Source organism: Pelomicrobium sp. G1, assembly GCF_051905455.1.
Taxonomy (GTDB): Bacteria; Pseudomonadota; Gammaproteobacteria; order Burkholderiales; family UBA6910; genus Pelomicrobium.
In genome coordinates this window covers 318,880-339,233 of record NZ_JBQACR010000001.1, presented here as the reverse complement: position 1 = coordinate 339,233, position 20,354 = coordinate 318,880, and the positions used below count along the sequence as shown (strand labels likewise).

The window sequence follows — 20,354 nt, the reverse complement described above, 5'->3', positions numbered from 1 at the left end:
ATGAAGGCATGGGCGGCGGTGGCAATCGGCGCGGTATTCGCGGGTTGCGCAGGCGCGTCCCTCGCCGACAGCCGCGGCAAGGCGGTTTACGAGCAAACGTGCATCGCCTGTCACGGAGCGGATGGAAAGGGCGCCGTTCCCGGGGCACCGGACCTTACCAAGAAAGGGGGGCCGCTGGCGAAGGCGGACGCAGTTCTGCTGGAAAACATGATCAAGGGCTTTCAGACCCCGGGCTCGCCCATGGCGATGCCGCCCAGGGGCGGAAATCCAACGCTCACGGAAGACGACCTCAAGGCGGTCCTCCGGTATATGCGGGCGGCGTTCGGTTCTTGAGGGGCCGCCTTGGCCCGCGCGGCCCGTTTCCTCTCTGATCTGTCCCCTGCCGCTGCTACTTTCCGGCTCGGCGCGCCGATCACTCGACCTCCACCTTTCCTACCATGCCGGCTTCGAAATGGCCGGGTACGAGGCACGCGAAATAGACCGTGCCCGGTTTGTCGAATTGCCAGACGATGCCCCCGACCCTCCCCGCAGGCACGGACGTCATGTTGGGTTCGGCGTGCTTCATAGCGGGGTTCCCGCGCATCATGGTGGCATGCTCCTTCAGCTCCTCCAGGGTGCCGATCACCATCTCATGCTGGAGCTTGCCGGCGTTGCGCACGAAGAAGCGGACCGTCTCGCTCGCTTTCACCTTGATCTGATCGGGCGTGAATCGCATGGTGTCGTCCATCGTGACCTCTATGGTGCGGCCCGCCCTCACCGGATCGCCAGGCTTGCCTGCCATCGACACATGCATGTCCTTGTGCATGCCGGCCATGTCATGGCCGCCGTCGTGATTGCCGGCGGCCTGCTCCATCGCCGGGAGTACGCCGAGGACCAGGATCGAGAATGTCTTTTTCATACGGCTTGCTCCCTTCGGGTTGAGTTGCCTTGAACGGTCGAATCAGAACCAGAAACGCAGTCCCGCGATGAATCGCGCTTCGTTCGGATCTTCGCCGGCGGCACGCGCCAGATCTTCCGTACCCCCGAACCTGCGCGACCATTCCACACCCACGTAAGGGGCAAGCTCGCGGTAAATTTCGTAGCGCAGGCGCAGCGCCGCGCTGGCGACGGACAGCCCACTGCCCAGTCCGCGCGCGGCGTCGCGCTTGCCGTAGAAATCGGCTTCGATCCTCGGCTGCAGGATCAGCCTCTGGGTCAGGAGCAGGTCATACGAGACGTCCAGCCGCAGCGCGCTGCGCCCCTTGTTGCCGACGTAACCGGCGACTTCCACCTCGAACCAGTAGGGCGCCAGCCCCTGGACGGCGAACGCCAGCCAGGTCCGGTCCGGCCCCTCCCCGCCGTCGTAGCGCACGCCGAGCTGCGCGTCCCAGAAGGAGGCGATGGCATGCCCCCACAAGAGCTCGGTACGCGCTTCCTTGAAATTGCCGCCGTCGCGTTCACCTTCGGCCTTCAGTACCGCCCGGTCGTAGGTGCGCCCGTACCAGGCCTGCAGGTCGTACTCCACGGAGGAGTTACCGTCACCGCGCATGTATTCCAGGTTATCCACCAGCAACGACCCGAAGCCGTGCTCATCCGCAAGCTGCAATTTGCGCGGCCCGAAGTCGTAACCGCCCGAATAGGCGTGCGGATCCCGGGCATCGGGCGGGGCCGCACCCCCCTGCATCGATCCGTGGTCCATCCCCGCATCGCGTATCCGGCCGGCCTCCCCGTCCGTGCCCCTGGCTGCGCCGCTGCCGCGGCTCGGGTCCTCCGCAGGCGCGGGCGATGTGGCATGCCCCGCGTGCGGACCCGCCGGCGCTAGCGGGTTCTGCGCCCAGGCTGGGGATAGGCCAGGCGCCATCAGGATGGCGGCGGCAAGCGAAACCACGCTTGAAGCGATTCTTTGCGCCGGTCCCGGCGCAGCCGGAATGAAACGCGGGAAAGCGCCGAACGAACTCACCTGGTTGCGCACCATTGTTATCCTTCTGCTGGATTGGGTTGGGCCGCGCTCAGGCCACAACCACTTCCCGGAACATGCCCGCGTCCATGTGGTATAGCAGGTGGCAATGCCAGGCCCAGCGGCCGAGCGCATCGGCGGTGACCAGGAAGGTGACCCGCTGGGCCGGCTGCACGTTGATGGTGTGCTTGCGCACCTGGAAGCGCTCGTCGGGGCTTTCCAGCTCCTGCCACATGCCGTGGAGGTGCATGGGATGGGTCATCATCGTGTCGTTGACGTGGACGACGCGCAGGCGCTCGCCGTAGCGGAAGTGCACCGGCGTGGACCTGCCGAATTCCAGGCCATCGAACGACCAGGTGAAGCGTTTCATGTTGCCGGTCAGGTGCAGCTCGACCTCCCGCTCCGGACCCCGCACGTCGAGCGGCCCGCCGATCGTGTGCAGGTCGGCGTAGGTCAGTACGCGCCGGCCGTTGTTACGCAGACCGACGCCGGGATCATCCAGGTTGGTCCGGGGGTAATCGACGCGCATGTCCACGCCCGGGCCGTATTCGGTCCGCGCGTGGCGCACGCGCACCGCGCCGGCCCCCATCCCCATACCGCCGGGCACGGCGTGCTGGCCATGATCCATGGCCGGCATGGCGTGGCCGCCGTGATCCATGCCCTGCATCCTTTCCATGCCCGGCATGGCCTGCGCGCCGTGATCCATGCCGTCCATGCCCGACATCCCCGGCATGTTGCCGTGATCCATCGCCCCCATCATGTCGGCCATGGTGAGCGGCTCGGGTTTGTCCAGCGCCGGAACGGGAGCCTCCATGCCGGCCCGCGGGGCGAGCGTGCCGCGGGCGTAGCCGGTGCGGTCCATCGACTGGGCGAAGATCGTGTAAGCGCGGTCGTCCTTGGGCTCGACGATCACGTCGTAGGTCTCGGCGACGCCGATGCGGATCTCGTCCACCGTCACCGGCTCCACGTCCTGGCCGTCAGCCTGGACCACGGTCATCTTGAGATCGGGGATGCGCACATCGAAGAAGGTCTGCGCGGCGCTGTTGATGAAGCGCAGCCGCACCCGCTCGCCGCGCCGGAACAGGCCGGTCCAGTTGCCCGCCGGGGTGATGCCGTTCAGGAGGTAGGTGTAGGTGTAACCGGAGATGTCGGCGAGGTCGGTCGGGCTCATGCGCATCTGGTTCCACATGCGGCGCTTGTCGACGGCCGCACGCATGCCCTCCTTCGCCGCGTCGCGGAAGAAATCCACCACGGTCGGCTGGTTGAAGTTGTAGTAGTCGCTCTGCACCTTGAGCTTCTTGAGCACCCGCATCGGGTCCTCGTCGGTCCAGTCGGCGAGTTGCACCACGTATTCGCGATCGAAGCGGATCGGGTCTTTTCCCGCCGGATCGATGACGATGGCGCCGTACATTCCGGTTTGCTCCTGGAACCCCGAGTGGGAGTGGTACCAGTAGGTGCCCGCCTGCTTCACCCGGAAGCGGTAGACGAACGTCTCGCCGGGCGCGATGCCCCGGAAGCTGATGCCGGGAACGCCGTCCATCTCGAACGGCAGGAGGATGCCGTGCCAGTGGATGGAGGTGTCCTCCGGGAGCCGGTTCGTGACGCGCAGGGTCACGTTGTCACCCTCGCGCCAGCGCAAGACCGGCCCCGGGATCGAGCCGTTGATGGTGGTCGCCATGCGCGGGCGACCGGTGAAGTTGACCGGCGTCTCGGCGATGGTCAGATCGAACTCGGTGCCGAGGAGCATCGGGGGCGTTCCGGTGGCCGTCGCTGCCGCGCCTGCCCACGACGGCCTGAGCCAAGGCGAAAGCCCGAAGAGCACGCCGCCAGCAGCTATGCCCTGGAGGAATCGCCGGCGAGGGAAACGAGGAGCGGGAAACATCAGGAGGGGTTGGGCACTACGCTTCAGAAAATCGATAGGAATGCTCGCCGCTTTAAGTTCTCAATCAACGCCCTCGCAAGCGCCTCGGATTCTTGGCGCTCGACGAGGTCTTCCATAACACTCGCGTCCAACCCGCCGTTGCGCTTCCCGGTTGAGTCCGACTTGTAAAATACTCGCGGAACTTCGCAGTTTCTTCGCAATTCTCTTTCAAGATTTTCGCCCCGCCTTGGCCTTTTCCCTCATGACCCAGGGCTCTTGGTAAAATACCGTTGTTTGATCTACGTCAAAGGGCGCCGCTCGGCTTGGATTAACCTTGAAAGCAAGATCGATTCGATACCTACTCCATGTTGCGGCGATTCAAACGGTTCGTAGTGCTTCTGCTGGCCCTCAGCCTGCCGGTGCAAGGCGTGGCCGCAGCGCTGTCTTTGGCCGGGGGGCATCACGACGCGCCCCCCGCCATCGATACCAGCACCCAGCTCGCGGGGGACGGCGGCTGCCACCACGACCCATCCGCAGGCCACGCCCCCGGCGATCACTTCAAGGCCTGCCACCATCTCGCCGGCGCCTTTCCCATCCCTTCGGCGCCGGTCGTTTGCCCTCTTCCTGATTCGGACGTCTATGGCTCGGCAACGCCCGGGGCCCTCTCGTCGTTCGTTCCCGAGCAGCCTCGCCGCCCTCCCCTCGCCTGAATTCGCGGCCCCGCTTTGCGGGGCGAGCACGACCGTGTTGCGGCAGATCGCTGTACGTCGCAAATACTGGCGTTCCCCGCTCCGTTTTTCGAAACGGGCCACGTGGATTTACCCGAAATTGCAGCAAACCACCCTCTCAACCGAAAGGAAATGCCATGAAACGGCCATTGATCATCGCCATGACCCTCGTCGCCCTCGCCTCCGCCCCGGCCTTCGCCGTGGAGGAGCACCACCCCGACCAGAAACCCGGAGCGGCGGCCCCCGCAGGGGACAAGGCCGGGCCACCGGCCGCCGCCGACAGCGGCAAGATGGTGCAAAAGATGAAAGCCAATACCCAGAGGATGCAGGAACAGCTCGACAAGATCGCGCGCGCCAAGGATCCCCAGGAGCGCCAAATGCTGCTTCAGGAGCACATGCAGACCATGCGGGAGAACATAATGATGGGCCAGTCCTTGATGATGGGCGGCCCGGGCGCCGCTCCCGGCATGGGCATGATGGGCGGCATGGGGCCCGGTGGCATGATGGGGCCCGGGATGATGGGCATGTGCCCCATGATGGGCATGATGGGCGGCGGCATGATGGGAGGCATGGCGGGCGGCATGGGAGGAATGGCCGGCGGCATGGCGCCCGAGGTCATGATGAACCGCATGCAGCAGATGGAAAAACGACTGGACATGATGCAGATGATGATGGAACAGATGCTGAAGCCCCAGGCTCGGCCAGCACAGAAATAGGCCTCTGGACCCAAAGACTCACATATCCCTACGCCGAGGAAGACGCGCTCCGCGACATGGTGCGCCTTAAATGCAGTGCTGCGCCGCTGCCCGGCGGACCCGGCTGAATTTATCCCGGAGGGGCGATAAGGCAACCGCAAGATGCGAAAACAGCAGGAAAAGAATGGTAGCGGCAATAGCCGGCGGCGACGCGCGCTGCCGGCCCGAACCGCAGCCGAAGGCACGTTCCCCGGAAACACAGCCGTGGGCGATACTAGCTGGAAAGTCTACGCACTCGCGTTTGCGACGACCGGCGCGGCCGCATACATCCTGTGTGCGTTCTTTGACGCGCTGTTTCCGCCTTTCGGCCTGCTTGCATGGCTCGCGCCAGCGAGCCCTTGGCCGATCACGGGCGGTCCCTTGGGTTACGCCTTTGGTCTTGCCCTCTCCGCAGCCGCCGGTTTTGTGCTTGGTGCGATCTACGCCGGCGCATGGAGGTTCTGGAGGCGGAGACTGGGGTGAGGCAGTGCGCACCGGTACGGGCCAAATGAACGAAGCCACGCCGGCGACGGCGCATCTGCCGGTGCGCGAGCTGCCGCGCCTGGCGCATATCTTGGGCGTGGCGGCGGCGCAGGGCTTCGGGCGCTACGTGGAGCGGCTGCGCCTCAAGGCGCAGCTCCCGGGCGGCCCGGCCACGCAGGCCGCCGGCGACGCGCGGCGCTTCCGCGCGGCCCTCGAGGAGCTCGGGCCCACGTTCATCAAGTTCGGCCAGGCCTTGAGCGTGCGCCAGGACCTGTTTGCCGAAGAGGTGATCGCGGAGCTGCAGCAGTTGCAGGACCGGGTGCCGCCGTTTCCGGCGGCGCAGGCGCGAGCCATCGTCGAGGAGGAGCTCGGAGCGCCGGTGAGCGAGCTCTTCGCCGCGTTCGACGAGACGCCGCTCGCCGCCGCCTCCATCGCCCAGGTGCATCACGCGCGCCTGCGGGACGGCACGGCGGCGATCGTGAAAGTGCAGCGGCCAGGCATCGAGGAACTCATCCGCGCGGACGTCGAGATCCTGCGCTTCCTCGCGCGGCTGCTCGCGCGGCACGTGCCCGAGGCGCGGCGCTACGACCCGCCGGGGCTCGTCGATGAGTTCGCGGAGCGCATCTCGCTCGAGCTCGATTTCCTGCGCGAGGGGCACAACGCGCAGCGCTTCCGCGCCGACTTCCGCGACGAGCCCGCGGTCTACGTACCGCAGGTGTTCTGGGAGCTCTCGAGCCGGCGCGTGCTCACCATGGAGCACAGCACCGGCCAGCGCATCGGGCCCGAGTATCCCGCGGATGCCGCCGAGCGCCGCCGGCTCGCGCAGACGCTCACGCGCCTCACCCTGGTCCAGATCTACGAGCACGGTTTCTTCCACGGCGACCCGCACCCTGGCAACGTGTTCATCCTGCCGGACGGGCGCCTGTGCTTTCACGACTTCGGCATCGTCGGGCGGCTGTCGCGGCGCGATCAGGAGAACCTGAGGCATCTGTTCCTCGCCGTGGTCGCGCGCGACGCGGAGTGGCTGGCCGACACCTATCTCGACATGGGCGGCGTGCCCGCGGGGATAGACCGCGCCGCGTTCGTCCGCGACCTCGGCGAGTCGCTCGATCGTTACTACGAGGCGTCCGCCCGCGGCGCCTCCTTCGGCGAGGTGCTGCAGCAGTTCATCCGCCTAGGCAGCCGCTACGAGATCCGGCTGCTGCGCGAAACCCTGCTGGTCGCGAAGGTGTTCATGATCCTCGAGTCCGTGGCGCGCACGCTCGATCCGCAGTTCGACATGATCGCCGCGTTCGAGCGCTACGCGCCTGGCCTGCTCCTGCGCGGGCTCGTGCCGGGCATCGAGGCCGGCCGCGACCTCGCCAGGGCGTACCGCGCGTTGAGCGCGCTGCGTCGCGCGGCGGGCGAGCTGCCGGCGGCCCTGTCCGAGGGCCTGCGCGCGGTCAGCCGCGGCGAGGCGCGGCTGCGCCTCCAGCACGACCCGCTCGACAGCCTCGAGCGCCACATCGACCGCGCGAGCAACCGCCTGAGCTTCAGCCTGATCATCGCCGCGGTCGTGGTCGGCTCCTCGCTCGTGATGGCGTTTCACACCGGCCCGCACTACGAAGGCATCCCGCTGCTCGGGCTGATCGGCTACGTCATCGCGGCGCTGCTCGGGGTCGCCTGGGCGGTGGCGATCCTGCGTTCGGGGAAGTTCTGAAACTGCGGCGCGCGGGTGTCGGCCGGCAGTCTCCCGCCACCGCAACTTATTGAGAGATATTGAGAGATTCCTATGGCGATCGACCCTGTCTGCGGCATGACGGTCCAGGAGAAGGAAGCGGCGGGTTCGTTCGCCTATCAGGGCAGGAGCTATTACTTCTGCTCCGCCAAGTGCCTGAACGAGTTCAAGACGAATCCCGAGGCATATGTGCACGCCGAGGCCGAGGTGATTCCCATGAAGATGGCCGTAGGCCAGAGCCACACGGGGCAGGCGCACGTGCACGCCGCGCCCCCGCCGAGGGCGAAAGTCGCCCAGGACCTCGCCAAGGACCCGATCTGCGGCATGGTGGTGGAGAGAGACAAGGCGCTCAAGGTCGAACGCGGCGGGCGCACGTACTACTTCTGCTCGGCCAACTGCGTGCGCACCTTCGAATCGCCCGAACAGGAGCTAAAGGCGATGAAGACGCGGGTGATGATCGCGCTCACCGGCGTGCTCGCGCTCGCTGTCTTACGCGCCGCCGCGTTCATCGCGCTCGCCGCCGGCGCCACCATCGTCACCTGGGCGCCGATCCCGGCGCTTCCCTGGTTCACCTGGGGCATGTGGCTGTTCCTGCTGGTGACCCCGGTGCAGTTCATCGGCGGCTGGGGCTTCTACAAGGGCACTTGGACGGCGATCAAGACGCGCACGATCAACATGGACACGCTGATCGCGCTCGGCACCACGGTCGCCTACGTCTACAGCGTGGCGGTGGTCTTCTTCCCCGAGGTGCTGCCGGTGAAGGTCGAGGAGCGCGACGTGTACTTCGAGGTCTCAGCCGTGATCATCGCCTTCGTTCTGCTCGGCAAGTACATGGAAGAACTGATCAAGAGGCGCTCCTCGGCCGCGGTCCGCAAGCTCCTCGATCTCAAGCCCGCCGTCGCCTGCGTCATCCGCGACGGGCAGGAGATGGAGGTGCCGGCCGAGGGCGTCATGGTCGGCGAGGTCTGCGTCATCCGCCCGGGCCAGAAGGTGCCGACCGATGGCGTCGTGGTGGAAGGCAGCTCGGCGGTGGACGAGTCCATGCTGACCGGCGAGTCCATGCCGGTGGAGAAGAAACCGGGCGATGAGGTGATCGGCGGGACGCTGAACCGCACCGGGCTACTGCACTGCAAGGCGACCCGTGTCGGCGCCGACACCGCCCTCGCCCAGATCATCAAGATGGTCGAGGAAGCGCAGGCCTCGAGCGCCCCGATCCAGCGCATCGCCGACCGGGTGACCGCCTATTTCGTGCCGGCCGTGGTGGTGACGGCATTCGCCGCCTTCGCCGGCTGGTGGATGCTGGGCAATTTCCCGCAGGGACTGCTCGCTTTCATCGCGGTGCTCATCATCGCCTGCCCGTGCGCTCTCGGCATCGCGACACCCGCCGCGCTCATGGTCGGTGTGGGCAGGGGCGCGGAGGCCGGCATCCTGATCCGCGGCGGCGAGGTGCTCGAGCGCGCGCAGAAGCTTACGACCGTGGTGTTCGACAAGACCGGCACGCTCACGCGCGGGGAGCCGAACGTGACCGACATCGTGCCGCTCGCGGAGCTGTCCGAGGCCGAGGTGCTGCGGGTCGCAGCCGCCGTCGAGGTGGGCTCGGAGCACCCGCTCGGCGAGGCGATCGTGCGTGCGGCGAAGCACCGCAATATCGCGCTTCCCCCTATTCGTGATTTCGAAGCGATCCCCGGACACGGGATTCGCGGAAGAGTGCCATCTCCTCCCCATCCCTCCCCCATCAAGGGAAAGGGGGGTTCCATGCTCTCCCCCTGCGTGGGGGAAAGCGGGATGGAGGGTGCGCGCGAAGTGCTGCTCGGCAATCGGCGTCTGTTCCAGCGCGCGGGCATCGACACCACCGCGGCGGAGGCCGAGATGGTGCGCCTGGAGGGCGAGGGCAAGACCGCGATGCTCGTGGGCTGCGACGGCAGGCTCGCCGGCATCATCGCCGTGGCGGACACCCTCAAGCCCGAGGCGAAGGAGGCCATCGCCGCGCTCAAGCAGGAAAAGGTCGAGGTGGTCCTGCTCACCGGCGACAACCGCCGCACCGCCAACGCGATCGGGCGCGAGCTCGGCATCGAGAACGTGATTGCCGAGGTGCTGCCCGGCGACAAGGCGCGCGTGATCCAGGACCTGCAGAAGCAGGGCAAGGTGGTCGCCATGGTGGGGGACGGGGTGAACGACGCCCCGGCGCTCGCGGCCGCCGACATCGGCATCGCCATCGGCTCCGGCTCGGACGTGGCCAAGGAGACCGGCGGCATCATCCTGGTGCGCGACGACGTGCGCGAGGTGGTGACGAGCATCCGGCTCGCGCGCGCGACCATGCGCAAGATCAAGCAGAACCTTTTCTGGGCGTTCATCTATAACACGGTAGGCATACCGGTGGCGGCTCTCGGGTTCCTGAACCCGATCATCGCGGCAGCGGCCATGGCGCTTTCCTCTTTGTCGGTGATCGTCAACTCGGCGTTGCTCAAGAGAGCAAGGCTGGCGAGCGTGTGAAGGCGTTCCGATGGAAAAACGCTCTTCCGCGAACCGCTGGGCCTGGATTTGCCCTCCTCTGGCGCTGGCGCTGGTCTCCATGGTGCTCATGTGGTGGGGCTTTACCCTCTTGACGGCCCTTCTGATCGCGCTGCTCCTGGTGTGCCCGGCGCTCATGCTCTGGGGCCTGATCGTCGCCCGCCGCCTGCCCGATGTTGAGCGGCACGCAGCGCAACGAACGCGGGGGATGACTCTCAACTGGCTCGCCCCTGTCTATGACCCGTACTGCCGGGCGGTCGGTTTGGGCGCCCCATTCCGGGAGGAAACGCTTCGTTACGCCGGGCCCAGACCCGGGGAACGGATCCTTGACGTGGGCTGCGGTACCGGGGTGCTCACCCGCCTTGCGGCGCGGGCGGTCGGTCCGTCGGGGTCCGCCGTGGGAATAGACCCCGCGCCGGCGATGATCGCCGTGGCGCGGGAGAACGCCCAGTCGGAAGGGAGCGCGGCGGAGTTCCGGGTCGCTTCCATCGAGCGACTGCCCTTCCCAGACGCGAGCTTCGACCTGGTTCTGGCGAGCCTCATGCTCCATCACTTGCCGCCAGACGTGAAACGCATGGGGCTGAAAGAGGTTTACCGGGTGCTAAAGCCCGGAGGGCGCCTGGTGATCGTCGATTTCGACCGCCCGGGGGGTCTCTGGTGGTGGCTTGCGGTGTGGCCGTTCCTGTTGCTGCCCATGACCGCAGACAATTTGCGGGGATTGATTCCCCGCTATGCGGAGGAAGCGGGTTTCGAACCGGTGAAGCTCCTGGGGCGCCGGGCGCAGTTGCTGAGCTTTTGGGCGGCGACGAAGCCCGTGTTGCAGGCCGCGGGACATCCCGGCAATTTCCACGCCGCTTTCCCGTGACGATTTCGTTACCAATGCAGCGGAAAATGGGCACCGTCAGGCAGGCGAAAACGCGGATGTGCGCGAAGCGCCCCTGCACACTGTAGCTCAACTTACGGAGGTATCATCATGTCGCAAAGACCGACCCTGAAAAGCCTGATTTCCGCCCTCGGCCTGGTTGCCGCCTTCTCCACCGGCGTCGCGATGGCATCATCCCTCGATGACGAAAGGGTCAAAACGGACGGCAACGCCTACGCGATCGGCGCCCCGGGGCTCGTTGAAAAGGGGCCCATCGCCGGCCTGGGGGCTGCCAAATTCGCCAAGGACCTCGAGCACGAGCTTTCGAAGACCGACGGCAGCGATCACCCGTACGGCGGGTATCCAAAGGCTGCTGGCGGACGAGTCGCAAACCCGCAGCTCGAGCACTTCCGGCGCCAGACGGATGGTGAGTTCCACCCGCTTCCGGTGGCGAACTGACGGCCCCGCCCCTGAAAAAGCCCTTGGCCGCGGCGGAGCGCGGCGGCCAAGGGCCGGACAGACCGATGCCTATTTCGAAGCATTCCGGTCCTGAGTGGAACGACGGCCCTGCCCTGCGGGCACCCCGTACCGCCGGGGCTGATCGAGAGGAACAGGCGATGACCCGCAGCGTGCTGGTCATCGAAGACCATCAGAACATCGCCCGATTGGTGAAGCTTCATCTCGAAGACTTCGGTTGCCGCGTGGAGCTCGCCTACGACGGCCCCACCGGGCTGGCCCGGGGGCGGGCGGGAGACTTCGACCTGATCGTGCTGGATCTGAGCCTTCCCGCCTTGGACGGGCTTGAGGTCTGCCGCCGGCTTCGCGAAGAGCGGATTTATACCCCCATCCTCATGCTCACTGCCCGCTCTGGAGAAGACGACCGCGTTACCGGGCTGGAAGCGGGGGCGGACGACTATCTGGCCAAGCCTTTCAGCATCGCGGAATTCATGGCTCGGGTAAAGGCCATATTCCGGCGCAGCGAAATATACCAGCCGCGCAATGGCCGCGAATCCGTCCCCTTGCGATTCGGCGAGCTCGAAATCGACGAGCTCAAGCGCACCGTCACCGTGGCCGGCCGCGAAATCCCGATGGCCCCCAAGGAATTCGAATTGCTCCTGCTCCTTGCGCGGAATCCAGGCCGCGTCTTCACCCGGGCCCAGATCTTGGATGTCGTGTGGAGTTACGACTACACGGGGTACGACACCACGGTCAAGTCCCACATCAACCGCATACGGGCCAAGATCGAGCGTGACCCCGCCAATCCCCGTTACATCCTGACCGCATGGGGAACGGGGTACAAATTCTCGGATGCCGATCCGGAAAAGGATGATCTTGTTTAATACGCTTTTTCGCAAACTAGCCGCGGTCATCGTCGGGATCAGCCTGATCCTGGCGATGCTCGAGTTGCTGGTGCTGCGGGCCTACCACGAACACTATCACCTGGAGGCGCGCCAGCAGGTCAACGCGGGACTGGCCCAGCGTCTCGTCAGCGAACGGCGTCTTCCGCTATCTGGCGACCGAAGCGTGGTCGAAAGCGCGCTGCGCTCGCTTACCTCGGTCAATCCATCTATCGACGTCTACCTTGTCGCCGGCGACGGAACGATCCTGGCGGGTTCAACCCCTGGGGACGCCCTGATGGCCGCGACCATCGACATCGATCCGCTCAACGCGTTCGTCGCGGGAACCGCCCGCTTTCCGATCCTGGCTGACGATCCGCGGGACCCTGCCCATCCGAAGATCTTTTCCGCTGCCCGGATCCCGGGCCTGGAGAACGGGTCCGTCTTTCTGTACGTGCTGCTGCGGGGCGAAGAGCAGGATGCCGCAGCCGCCGGCGTCAAAAGGTCCCATGCCTACCGGGAATGGGCCCTCTATCTCGTTGCAGGAACGCTCCTGGCGGCGGCCGCGGGATTGATCCTGATACGGATATTGACGGCCCCTTTGCGCCGCCTCGTCGCCGCGATGAACCAGCTCCACGCGCAACTCGCGACCCCCGAGGGACCCGAATGCGCCCCAAAATCCCTTCCCAGGAGCCGCGACGAGGTCGGAGATCTCTCCAAGATTTTCGCCCAGATGGCCGAACGAATCCGCTCCCAGATGACTCGCCTGAAGGAGACCGACGTCGTAAGGCGGGAAATCCTGACCCATATCGCCCATGACCTGCGCACCCCGCTGGCGTCACTGCGGGGCTACCTGGAGACCCTGTCCGCCAAGCCCCATCTTCCCGAAGCCGACAGGCAGCGTTACATCGGGATCGCGGCGCAGGAGGCCGGTCATTTGAGCTACCTCGTGGATCGCCTGTTTGAGCTGGCCCGGCTCGAATCGCCGGATGCCCGAATCGTCCGCGAGCCGTTCGACCTCTCCGAGCTGATCGGCGAGGCGCTCCACAAGGTCGGCGGCACCGCAGCGAAGCGGGGTGTGCGCCTCGAAGCTGCGCCATCGGCGAGCGAAATCGACGTCGTGGGCGATCCCCGGCTTATTGAGCGAGTCCTGGTCAACCTGTTGCAAAACGCGATTAGGCACACTCCCAGCGGGGGAAGCGTCGCCGTACACGCGTCGAACGAGGGATCCGCCATCCGCATCGAAGTGGCGGATACCGGTTGTGGAATCGCACCGGAGGATCTTCCCCGCATATTCGACAAGTTTTATGTCGGCCGGCGTACCCCAGGTGAATCCCGGGACGGAAGCGGGCTGGGACTCGCGATCGTAAAGCGGATACTCGACCTCCATGGTCAAAGCATCGAGGTCGAAAGCCGTGTTGGACAAGGCAGCGTGTTCCGCTTTCGCCTCCCCAAGCTTGCGATAGCCGGGCAGACCGATGGATCAACTCACGGGATCGTGAAGCAAGCTCGCCCGGAGGATCCGCGCCCGTTTCCGATCGAGAAAGCGAACCTCGATTCATCGTAAAAGACGATGCCCGAAAAGACCCGCCTTGCTGCGGAGCTCGCCTGCGCAGCAAGGTTTCCGTGAAAGGACGGAAGGTCAAACGTCAGGCACGGATACGCTGCATGGAATGAAATCTGAATCAACGACTCGCAGGAGAAGCCATGATGTGGGGTGGATACGACGGATACGGATGGGGCTGGGGCATGGGGTTCGGCATGATCAGCATGGTGCTTTTCTGGGTGCTGGTCATCCTCGGCATCGTGATCCTGGTGAAGTGGATCGCGGCGGGTTCTTCAAGCGGCGGCGGCAGCGCGCCGCGGGAGAAAACCGCGCTCGATATCCTCAAGGAGCGCTACGCCCGCGGGGAAATCGACCGCGAGGAGTTCGAGCAGAAGAAGCGCGACCTCGCGGGTTGAACCGCATCCCGGAAGCTGGCGAGCGGGGCGTCGAATGCCCGGTGCGCCCGCTCCGCCATCAAGGAAAACCACGGATCCAGGGACGAAGCCATGCCAGTCAGAACAAGGAGGACCGTCATGAAACCCGCAACTTTTCCAGTGAGGGTGCTGGCCGCGGTCGCCGCGTTCACCCTCTCCACCTATGCCGGCGCCGCGCACAATCCGCAACACGCAACGGCCGATGGTCTCGAGATCTACTACGGGGTTCTCCCCGCGGCGATGGTGCGCGGGCACGAGAAAGAACACAGCGGGAAACCGCAAGCGTCCAGGGACTTCCACGTCGTGGTGACTCTCTTCGACAAAGCCACTGGCCGCCGCATCACCGAAGCAAAAGTCGCGGCCCGGATCGCCGAGGTCGGCCTTGCCGGGGAAGAGAAGTCCCTCGAGCTGATGAAAGTCAACGAGGCGATGAGCTTCGGAAATTATTTCAGGATGTCCGGTCCTGGACCTCACCGGATCGAGTTGTCCATCCGGCTCCCTGGCGCCCATCGACCGATTCAGGCTCGATTCGAATACCGGCAACCATGAAAGGCACGTTGCGTCGTTTCAAAATCCCCTGCCGGGACGCCCACCTGGCGCGTCCCGGCGGGTCCACGCGGCCGGCGCCCCTCGCACCCGCGGAACGTGGTCTCGATCAAGGAACGCGAAACAAGAGAGAAAGCTTAGATGAATCTGAGAAGTTTCATGGGTAACCTTTTTACTGCTCCCCACCATTACCGGGCTTCCTATAAATAACCGCCTGAAGGCATGTCTATGGCTTCCGAACACCCCTCCAGCCCGCAGCCAACGGGGAAGTCCCGCGTGAACTGGGTCCTGCTCGGCTTCATCGCCGTGGCGGCCTTTTTCCTGTTCACCGAGCATCGAGCTCACCTGCTGGGCGTGCTTCCTTTTCTGATCCTGCTCGCTTGCCCGCTGCTCCATCTCTTCATGCACAGAGGACACGGCGGGCACGGTTCCCACAGGCATGACACGCCGTCGCGCCGCGGTCCGAATTCTGGAGACACAACATGACCGAACCGGCTTCAGCGCCCGCCTACGGCCTGTGGGCGCTGGTGATCATCAATTCCCTGGTGTTCATCATTTTCGCCTTCAGTTTCTTCAAGCCGCGCACGGGCCGCGACTGGCGCTCGTTCGGCGCGTATTCGGCGTTCATCGTGGCGCTGTTCACCGAGATGTACGGCTTTCCGCTCACGATCTACTTCCTCTCGGGCTGGCTGCAGAGCCGCTATCCCGGCGTCGACTGGTTCTCGCACGATGCCGGGCATCTGCTCGAAGTGCTGTTCGGCTGGAAGGCCAACCCCCACTTCGGCCCGTTCCACATTCTCAGCAATCTCCTCATCTTCGCCGGCTTCATCCTGCTGGCGAGGGCCTGGAAGGTGCTGTATGAGGCCCAACAGGCAGGCAACCTGGCCACCACCGGGCCCTATGCCTACGTGCGCCATCCCCAGTACGTCGCCTTCGTGCTGATCATGTTCGGTTTCCTTTTGCAGTGGCCGACGATCCTGACGCTTGTCATGTTCCCGGTGCTGGTATGGATGTACGTGCGCCTCGCCCGTCACGAGGAACGGGAAGTGCTGGCGGAATTCGGCGACGCTTATGCCCGCTACCGCGACAGCACGCCCGCCTTCATCCCGAAGCTCGGCAGTTTGTTGAAGGCCGGAAGCAAAAGCCCATGAGCAGCGCTGGCTTCGCCGTTTCGAAAACGTCACTTTTCATGGAGAACAGAAAATGCCGAACAGAGAAGTCGTGCTTTGCGCCCCGGTCCGTACCGCCATCGGCACCTACGGGGGCTCATTGAAATCGGTCCCCGTGGCCGAGCTCGGGGCGGTGGCGATCCGCGAGAGCCTCGCCCGCGCCGGCCTTGCCCCGGAAGCGGTGGAAACGGTGGTATTGGGTCAGGTGATCCAGGCCGGCGCCAAGATGAACCCGGCGCGCCAGGCGGCGGTTAGCGCCGGGCTCCCCGTCGGCGTCCCGGCGATGACCGTCAACCGCGTGTGCGGCTCCGGCGCCCAAGCCATCGCCTCGGCGGCCGCCGAAATCATGGCCGGCGCCGCGCGCTGCGCCATCGCCGGCGGCATGGAGAACATGGATCAGGCGCCTTACCTGATAAGCAATGGCCGCTGGGGCTATCGCATGGGGGACGCCACGATTCACGACAGCATGCTGTACGACGGCCTGAACGACGCCTTTTCTTCCCAGCACTCCGGCTGGCACACCGAGGACCTGGCGGCGAAGTCCGGCATCGGCCGCGAGGCCCAGGACCGCTGGGCGCTGCGCTCCCAGAGCCGCTTCGCTGCCGCCCAGGCCGCGGGCAAGTTCAAGGACGAGATCGTTCCCGTGGAGGTGCCCGGCCGGAAAGGCCCAGAGGTGTTCGCAACCGACGAGCACAACCGCCCGGACACGACGCTGGAGTCCCTTTCCAAGCTCAAGCCCGCGTTCCGCAAGAACGGCACCATCACCGCCGGCAACGCCCCGGGCCTGAACAGTGGCGCGGCGGCTATGATCGTGGCGGAGCGAGGGTTCGCCGAGGAGAAGGGCATCGCGCCCGTAGCCCGGCTCGTGTCCTACGGCGTCGGTGCCGTGGAGCCGGGCATGTTCGGTCTGGGCCCCGTGCCCGCGATGCGCCGGGCGCTGGCCCAGGCCGGCTGGAAACTGGGCGACATCGAACGCATCGAAATCAACGAGGCCTTCGCCGCCATCGCCATCGCGCTGGTGCGGGAACTCGGTCTGGCCGAAGACATCGTCAACGTGGAAGGCGGCGCCATCGCCCATGGGCACCCGATCGGCGCGACCGGCGCAATCCTGACCACGCGGCTCCTGCACTCGATGCGGCGCGACGGGCTCAAGCGCGGCGTGGTGACGCTGTGCATCGGCGGCGGCCAGGGCATCGCGCTGGCGATCGAAATGCTCGCTTGAAGCGGGGCGTGGATCGCCATGTCAAAGACCTCGGCGGCGCGCGGATACCACGACTGCCCCTTGAGCGAGAAGCTGCTCTACAGCGCGTTCCTGGTCGTGGCGGGCATCGGCTACCTGCTGGCCATGACCTATCTCTACCTCAGCCATGCGGGCCACGATGGAAAGCCCGGCCTGTCGATCGAAGACATCGTGTTCAACTATTACGGTAACCGCAGCGGCACCCGGCTCGAAGCGGCGATCCGCGGACCGATGGCCGGGTATATGCGGCCCGAGGAGCGGCACCATGTCGTCGCCTGGCTCAAGTCCGGCGCCACAGAGAAGGGCTTCAAAGAGAACGTGTGGCCCATCCTGCAGAAGAACTGCATCGCCTGCCACAGCCCCCGATCCGGACTAAAGGTCCCCGACCTGTCCAGCTTCGACGGGGTGCGGCAGGTGGCGGCGGTGGATACGGGCGAGTCGCTGGGGACGCTGGTGAAGCTTTCGCACATCCACCTGTTCGGCATCAGCCTGCTCCTTCTCGGCGTGGGAATGATATTCCGTCGGGCGTCGCTTCCGGATTGGCTCCGCGGGACGCTCATGCTGCTGCCGTTTGCCGCCATGCTCGCCGATATCGGCTCCTGGTTCCTGGCCAAGTGGGACCCGGTCTACGCCTACACGGTCGTGATCGGCGGCGCGCTGCTTGGGCTCGCTCTGGCCGCCCAGATTTTGATTTCCCTCTTTCAGATCTGGTTCCTCGGGTCCCCGCCCGAGCGCGAGGAACGCGCGGAAGCGTCCGGAAGATTTCTGGGCAACGAAAGGAAAGCGGTATGAAGACCAGCGTCATCGAAGTTGGCGACCTGCTCTCGGCGCTGAGCGCCCGCGGCGTGGAGAAGCAACTGAGGCGCCTGCCCGGCGTGATCCGGGCCGAGGTGAATTGCGTCTCGGGTAGCGCCACCGTGGCATACGACGAGACGGTAACCAGCCTCAAGGCCATCAAGGCCAAGGTGCGCGAGTGCGGCTACCACTGCGCCGGGGAGATGGTGCCCAAGCACGTGTGCAAGCCTGAAGACCCGCCGTCGCCGGCTGCGCTGGCGCCGCCGGCGTTGGGCCCTGGGCATGGCGCCCACGCCGGGCATGCACGCCACGTCGAGCCTGCTGCACCGCCCAAGCCGGTGGCCGAGCACGCCGAGCACGCCGTGGAAGCCATGGCGCATGAGATGGGCCACGGCGAAGGCCACGACATGCAGGCCATGGCGCGCGACATGCGCAACCGCTTCTGGGTGGCGTTCGCCTTCACCCTGCTGATCCTTCCGTATTCCCCCATGGGTTTGGACATCGAGCCGCTCAAGCCGCCGTTCGGGCTCGCTCTGGACCAGTGGCTGTTCATCCCCGCCAGCGCCGCCGTGCTGTGGCCGAGCTGGCCGTTCTTCGTCGCCGCTTGGCGCGCCCTCAGGAACGGCGTACTCAACATGGCGGTGCTGGTCGTTCTTTCCGTGGGCACCGGATACGTGTTCAGCGTCGGCTCGACGTTCTTTTTCGAGGGCGTGCAGTTCTACGAGGCGGTGGCGGTACTGCTGGTTTTCATCCTGCTCGGTCATTGGCTGGAGATGCGTGCGCGGGCGGGGGCGAACGATGCGATCCGGGCGCTGATGGATCTCGCGCCGCCGATGGCAAACGTCGTCCGGGAGGGGCGCGAGGTGCAGATCCCGACGGCCGAGGTGGTCGTGGGCGACATCGTCGTCGTGCGACCGGGCGATAAAATCCCGGTGGACGGCGAGGTGATCGAGGGCGAGTCCCTGGTGGACGAATCGATGCTCACCGGCGAATCGATGCCGGTGAAGAAGAGCGTCGGCAGCCAGGTCGCCGGCGCGACCATCAACAAGAGCGGCAGCTTCCGTTACCGCGCCACCAGGGTCGGCGCCGAGACGGCGCTCGCGCAGATCGTCAAGCTGGTGCAGGAAGCGCAGAACTCCAAGGCGCCGGCCCAGCTCCTCGCCGACAAGGCGTCCCAATGGCTGGTGCTGATCGCGGTCGTGATCGGGCTCCTCACCTTCGTCGCCTGGTACTGGTGGATCGGACAGTCCCTGCTCTTCGCGCTCACGCTCACCATCACCGTATTCGTCATCGCGTGTCCGGATGCGCTGGGTCTGGCGACGCCGATGGCGGTGATGATCGGCACCGGGCGTGGCGCGCGCCACGGCATCCTGATCAAGAACGCTTCGGCCCTGGAGAACGCGACCAAGCTCGACGTCGTCATCTTCGACAAGACGGGCACGCTCACCCAAGGCAAGCCCGAGGTGGTCGATGTCGCTGCGGCCGCGGGGCGCACCCCGGACGAAGTGCTCTCGCTCGCCGCGGCCGTGGAAAAGCACTCCGAGCACCCGCTTGCGCACGCGATCCTGGAGCGCGCGGGGAAGAACGACTTGGCGCTGAGCGCCGGGCGATTCACGAACGTGGACGGCATGGGCGCCAAGGCGGTGGTGGACGGCGATCCGGTGCTGATCGGTAACCGGCGGCTGATGGACGCCGAGCGCGTGGACATGGCGGGCATGGAAGCAAAGGCTTCCGAGATGCAGGGCGCCGGACGGACCGTGGTCCACGTCGCACGGGCTGGCAAGCTGTGGGGGCTCATTGCCATCGCCGACGCGCCTCGTCCCACCGCAGCGGCGACCGTCCGGGATCTGCGCGCCCGGGGCGTGAAGGTCGCCATGCTGACCGGAGACAATCAGGCCACCGCGGAGCGTATTGCCAAGGAGCTCGGCATCGACATCGTGCTGGCCGAGGTGCTGCCAGGCCAGAAGGCGGACGAGGTGAAGAAGCTCCAGGCCCAGGGCAACCGGGTGGGGATGGTCGGCGACGGGATCAACGACGCCCCCGCCCTCACCCAGGCCGACGTGGGCTTCGCCATCGGCGCCGGCACCGACGTGGCAATGGAAAGCGCCGACGTGGTGTTGATGAGGAGCGACCCGTACGACGTGGTCGCGGCGATCGAGCTTTCCCGCCACACCTTGCGCAAGATGCACCAGAACCTGTGGTGGGCGGTAGGCTATAACGTGGTGGCGTTCCCGATCGCCGCCGGCGTCTTTTATCCCCTCACCATCAGCCCGGAGATCGCCGCCCTCGCCATGTCCGGCAGCTCGCTGATCGTGGCGGTGAACGCGCTCATGCTGAAGCGGGCGAAACTGGCCGGTTTCGGCGAGCCGTCGGCCCCGGCGATTCCCGTGACCGCGGCCGCGCATTCGCATCGTTGAGCGGCGGAACCCGGGTTATGCAATGCCCAGCGATCCCC

General features: G+C 65.9%; 20 protein-coding genes. 17 read left to right on the top strand and 3 right to left on the bottom strand.

Features of this window, described 5'->3' with window-relative positions:
- On the top strand, window positions 1–333 hold the full coding sequence (locus tag ACTFO6_RS01670) for a c-type cytochrome (protein WP_439932695.1): 333 nt from the start codon (window positions 1–3) through the stop codon (window positions 331–333).
- Between the two features lie 79 nt (window positions 334–412).
- On the opposite strand, the gene ACTFO6_RS01665 is transcribed toward ACTFO6_RS01670, so the two are convergent.
- From ACTFO6_RS01665 to ACTFO6_RS01655, 3 genes are all read right to left on the bottom strand, one after another.
- Window positions 413–898 carry a cupredoxin domain-containing protein gene (locus tag ACTFO6_RS01665; RefSeq protein WP_439932694.1) on the bottom strand — a complete coding sequence of 162 codons (486 nt, stop codon included), beginning with the start codon at window positions 896–898 and terminating at the stop codon, window positions 413–415.
- A gap of 42 nt (window positions 899–940) precedes the next feature.
- On the bottom strand, window positions 941–1,840 hold the full coding sequence (locus ACTFO6_RS01660) for a copper resistance protein B (protein WP_439932786.1): 900 nt from the start codon (window positions 1,838–1,840) through the stop codon (window positions 941–943).
- Window positions 1,841–1,988: 148 nt separating this feature from the next.
- Window positions 1,989–3,818, bottom strand: coding sequence for a copper resistance system multicopper oxidase (locus ACTFO6_RS01655; RefSeq protein WP_439932693.1), 1,830 nt, complete (start codon window positions 3,816–3,818; stop codon window positions 1,989–1,991).
- Between the two features lie 344 nt (window positions 3,819–4,162).
- Here ACTFO6_RS01655 and ACTFO6_RS01650 point away from each other — a divergent pair, with 344 nt between their 5' ends.
- The 16 genes from ACTFO6_RS01650 (at window position 4,163) to ACTFO6_RS01575 (ending at window position 20,316) form a co-directional block, all read left to right on the top strand.
- Complete coding sequence (locus tag ACTFO6_RS01650) at window positions 4,163–4,507, top strand: hypothetical protein (RefSeq protein ID WP_439932692.1); 345 nt, start codon at window positions 4,163–4,165, stop codon at window positions 4,505–4,507.
- 155 nt (window positions 4,508–4,662) lie between these two features.
- On the top strand, window positions 4,663–5,241 hold the full coding sequence (locus ACTFO6_RS01645; RefSeq protein ID WP_439932691.1) for a hypothetical protein: 579 nt from the start codon (window positions 4,663–4,665) through the stop codon (window positions 5,239–5,241).
- Between the two features lie 141 nt (window positions 5,242–5,382).
- Window positions 5,383–5,742: a hypothetical protein gene (locus ACTFO6_RS01640; RefSeq protein WP_439932690.1), complete on the top strand. Its 360-nt coding sequence runs from the start codon at window positions 5,383–5,385 to the stop codon at window positions 5,740–5,742.
- 25 nt (window positions 5,743–5,767) lie between these two features.
- Window positions 5,768–7,441, top strand: coding sequence for an ABC1 kinase family protein (locus tag ACTFO6_RS01635; RefSeq protein WP_439932689.1), 1,674 nt, complete (start codon window positions 5,768–5,770; stop codon window positions 7,439–7,441).
- 72 nt (window positions 7,442–7,513) lie between these two features.
- Window positions 7,514–9,952: a heavy metal translocating P-type ATPase gene (locus tag ACTFO6_RS01630; protein ID WP_439932688.1), complete on the top strand. Its 2,439-nt coding sequence runs from the start codon at window positions 7,514–7,516 to the stop codon at window positions 9,950–9,952.
- Between the two features lie 10 nt (window positions 9,953–9,962).
- On the top strand, window positions 9,963–10,835 hold the full coding sequence (locus ACTFO6_RS01625) for a class I SAM-dependent methyltransferase (RefSeq protein ID WP_439932687.1): 873 nt from the start codon (window positions 9,963–9,965) through the stop codon (window positions 10,833–10,835).
- Window positions 10,836–10,943: 108 nt separating this feature from the next.
- A complete protein-coding gene (locus tag ACTFO6_RS01620; protein WP_439932686.1) occupies window positions 10,944–11,291 on the top strand; it encodes a hypothetical protein in 348 nt (115 codons plus the stop codon).
- A 23-nt stretch (window positions 11,292–11,314) separates the two neighbouring features.
- The gene (locus ACTFO6_RS01615) at window positions 11,315–12,172 is read left to right on the top strand and encodes a response regulator transcription factor (protein WP_439932685.1); all 858 of its coding nucleotides are present in this window, start codon (window positions 11,315–11,317) and stop codon (window positions 12,170–12,172) included.
- A complete protein-coding gene (locus ACTFO6_RS01610) occupies window positions 12,165–13,736 on the top strand; it encodes an ATP-binding protein (RefSeq protein ID WP_439932684.1) in 1,572 nt (523 codons plus the stop codon). Before ACTFO6_RS01615 ends, ACTFO6_RS01610 begins: the two co-directional genes overlap by 8 nt.
- A 140-nt stretch (window positions 13,737–13,876) precedes the next feature.
- Window positions 13,877–14,131, top strand: a complete 255-nt coding sequence (locus ACTFO6_RS01605) for an SHOCT domain-containing protein (RefSeq protein WP_439932683.1) — start codon at window positions 13,877–13,879, stop codon at window positions 14,129–14,131.
- Window positions 14,132–14,248: 117 nt separating this feature from the next.
- A complete protein-coding gene (locus ACTFO6_RS01600) occupies window positions 14,249–14,698 on the top strand; it encodes a hypothetical protein (protein WP_439932682.1) in 450 nt (149 codons plus the stop codon).
- 273 nt (window positions 14,699–14,971) lie between these two features.
- On the top strand, window positions 14,972–15,181 hold the full coding sequence (locus ACTFO6_RS01595) for a DUF2933 domain-containing protein (RefSeq protein WP_439932681.1): 210 nt from the start codon (window positions 14,972–14,974) through the stop codon (window positions 15,179–15,181).
- Window positions 15,178–15,846, top strand: a complete 669-nt coding sequence (locus tag ACTFO6_RS01590; RefSeq protein WP_439932680.1) for a methyltransferase family protein — start codon at window positions 15,178–15,180, stop codon at window positions 15,844–15,846. Before ACTFO6_RS01595 ends, ACTFO6_RS01590 begins: the two co-directional genes overlap by 4 nt.
- A 52-nt stretch (window positions 15,847–15,898) precedes the next feature.
- A complete protein-coding gene (locus ACTFO6_RS01585) occupies window positions 15,899–17,086 on the top strand; it encodes a thiolase family protein (RefSeq protein ID WP_439932679.1) in 1,188 nt (395 codons plus the stop codon).
- 18 nt (window positions 17,087–17,104) lie between these two features.
- Entirely contained in the window at window positions 17,105–17,896 is a 792-nt protein-coding gene (locus tag ACTFO6_RS01580) for a hypothetical protein (protein ID WP_439932678.1), read from the top strand.
- On the top strand, window positions 17,893–20,316 hold the full coding sequence (locus ACTFO6_RS01575; RefSeq protein WP_439932677.1) for a heavy metal translocating P-type ATPase: 2,424 nt from the start codon (window positions 17,893–17,895) through the stop codon (window positions 20,314–20,316). Before ACTFO6_RS01580 ends, ACTFO6_RS01575 begins: the two co-directional genes overlap by 4 nt.
- Window positions 20,317–20,354: the final 38 nt, after the last annotated feature.

Bases quoted from the DNA above. Each gene is read 5' to 3' on its own strand.
- ACTFO6_RS01585 (WP_439932679.1), top strand. From the start codon at position 15,899: ATGCCGAACAGAGAAGTCGTGCTTTGCGCCCCGGTCCGTACCGCCATC.
- ACTFO6_RS01580 (WP_439932678.1), top strand. From the start codon at position 17,105: ATGTCAAAGACCTCGGCGGCGCGCGGATACCACGACTGCCCCTTGAGC.
- ACTFO6_RS01605 (WP_439932683.1), top strand. From the start codon at position 13,877: ATGATGTGGGGTGGATACGACGGATACGGATGGGGCTGGGGCATGGGG.
- ACTFO6_RS01665 (WP_439932694.1), bottom strand. From the start codon at position 898: ATGAAAAAGACATTCTCGATCCTGGTCCTCGGCGTACTCCCGGCGATG.
- ACTFO6_RS01630 (WP_439932688.1), top strand. From the start codon at position 7,514: ATGGCGATCGACCCTGTCTGCGGCATGACGGTCCAGGAGAAGGAAGCG.
- ACTFO6_RS01635 (WP_439932689.1), top strand. From the start codon at position 5,768: ATGAACGAAGCCACGCCGGCGACGGCGCATCTGCCGGTGCGCGAGCTG.
- ACTFO6_RS01600 (WP_439932682.1), top strand. From the start codon at position 14,249: ATGAAACCCGCAACTTTTCCAGTGAGGGTGCTGGCCGCGGTCGCCGCG.
- ACTFO6_RS01645 (WP_439932691.1), top strand. From the start codon at position 4,663: ATGAAACGGCCATTGATCATCGCCATGACCCTCGTCGCCCTCGCCTCC.
- ACTFO6_RS01575 (WP_439932677.1), top strand. From the start codon at position 17,893: ATGAAGACCAGCGTCATCGAAGTTGGCGACCTGCTCTCGGCGCTGAGC.
- ACTFO6_RS01625 (WP_439932687.1), top strand. From the start codon at position 9,963: ATGGAAAAACGCTCTTCCGCGAACCGCTGGGCCTGGATTTGCCCTCCT.
- ACTFO6_RS01590 (WP_439932680.1), top strand. From the start codon at position 15,178: ATGACCGAACCGGCTTCAGCGCCCGCCTACGGCCTGTGGGCGCTGGTG.
- ACTFO6_RS01640 (WP_439932690.1), top strand. From the start codon at position 5,383: ATGCGAAAACAGCAGGAAAAGAATGGTAGCGGCAATAGCCGGCGGCGA.
- ACTFO6_RS01660 (WP_439932786.1), bottom strand. From the start codon at position 1,840: ATGGCGCCTGGCCTATCCCCAGCCTGGGCGCAGAACCCGCTAGCGCCG.
- ACTFO6_RS01620 (WP_439932686.1), top strand. From the start codon at position 10,944: ATGTCGCAAAGACCGACCCTGAAAAGCCTGATTTCCGCCCTCGGCCTG.
- ACTFO6_RS01655 (WP_439932693.1), bottom strand. From the start codon at position 3,818: ATGTTTCCCGCTCCTCGTTTCCCTCGCCGGCGATTCCTCCAGGGCATA.
- ACTFO6_RS01670 (WP_439932695.1), top strand. From the start codon at position 1: ATGAAGGCATGGGCGGCGGTGGCAATCGGCGCGGTATTCGCGGGTTGC.
- ACTFO6_RS01650 (WP_439932692.1), top strand. From the start codon at position 4,163: ATGTTGCGGCGATTCAAACGGTTCGTAGTGCTTCTGCTGGCCCTCAGC.